The sequence below is a fragment of the Vibrio sp. 10N.261.52.A1 genome (assembly GCF_002876325.1).
GTDB classification, from domain to species: Bacteria; Pseudomonadota; Gammaproteobacteria; order Enterobacterales; family Vibrionaceae; genus Vibrio; species Vibrio chagasii.
This window is the reverse complement of sequence record NZ_MCYD01001066.1, coordinates 1-1,054: the sequence shown is the minus strand read 5'-3', so window position 1 is coordinate 1,054 and position 1,054 is coordinate 1. Positions and strand designations below refer to the sequence as shown.

The 1,054-nt window shown below is 45.2% G+C and carries 1 protein-coding gene; it reads right to left on the bottom strand.

Annotated elements, in window-relative coordinates:
* Nucleotides 1-1,011: C4-dicarboxylate TRAP transporter substrate-binding protein (locus BCT81_RS23060; protein ID WP_102425982.1), on the bottom strand; the 1,011-nt coding region annotated here is incomplete at its 3' end.
* Nucleotides 1,012-1,054: the final 43 nt, after the last annotated feature.

The following is a 1,054-nucleotide window of genomic DNA, read 5'->3' as shown; positions in this document are numbered from 1 at the left end:
CTGTGCCGCTCGGATCGTTTCCAGCTCTTTCATGATCGTCGCGTGTATACCTTCACTCCAGCTTGGGAACTGGTTGTACACATCTGCCGTCAACTGGTTGAACTCTTCAGAATTCACTTCATTGAAGGTAACGCCTAGCTCTTCAAGTTTCTGAGTGTATTCAACATCCAGTTTAACTAGCTCAGCAGTGTTAGATTCAGCACCCGCCTCTAGCTCTTCGTTGATGATCTGTTGTTGCTCTGGCGTAAATTTGTCCCAAAGCGTTGGTGAAATGTAGATACCCACAGTGCCAAGGAAGTGCTTAGTCAAAGACATGTTCTTAGCCACTTCGTAGATCTTGGTTGAGTACATTGTCAGGATAGAACCTTCAAGACCGTCAACTACGCCTTGCTGAACGCCTGCGTAGGTCTCAGGGAATGGAAGAGAAGCTGGAGCTGCGCCCATTGCTGAAAGTGTACTGATGAACAGCTGACTTTGTGGAACACGAATACGCATGCCTTTCATGTCATCAGAGTTAACGATCTCTTTATTGGTGATCATGTGGCGGAAGCCAAACATGTAGTCTGCGTTCAATACTTTGATGCCCTTCTCTTCCGCTTTAGCTTTAAGGCCAGCGACGAAATCAGTGTCCATCATCGCTAAGTATTCATCGTAGGTATTGTACAGCATTGGACCTGCCAGTGCAGCAAAGTCAGGCACGTAATCACCTAGATAAGTCAAATCCTCTACGGCAATCCAGTTGGCACCGTTAACCACTTGTTCCAAGTTATCTTTGTAAACAGGCAATTGGCCACCAGGGAAAACTTTAATGTTTACCGAGCCATCGGTTCTTTCTCGAATTTTGTCGGTCGCTTTGATTAGCTCTTGTGTAAGCAGCTCATTTTGAGTGAACACAAGGCTCATGTTGATATTGATCGGCTCGTCTTTAGCTTCAGAACCAGCCTTGTCAGCTTCACCACAACCAACAAGCAGCGTTGCCGCCATAATTACTGTACCAAATAGCTTTTTCATTTTTTATCACCTTTATGTGGCTATCGTTTTCTAAATATAGAGG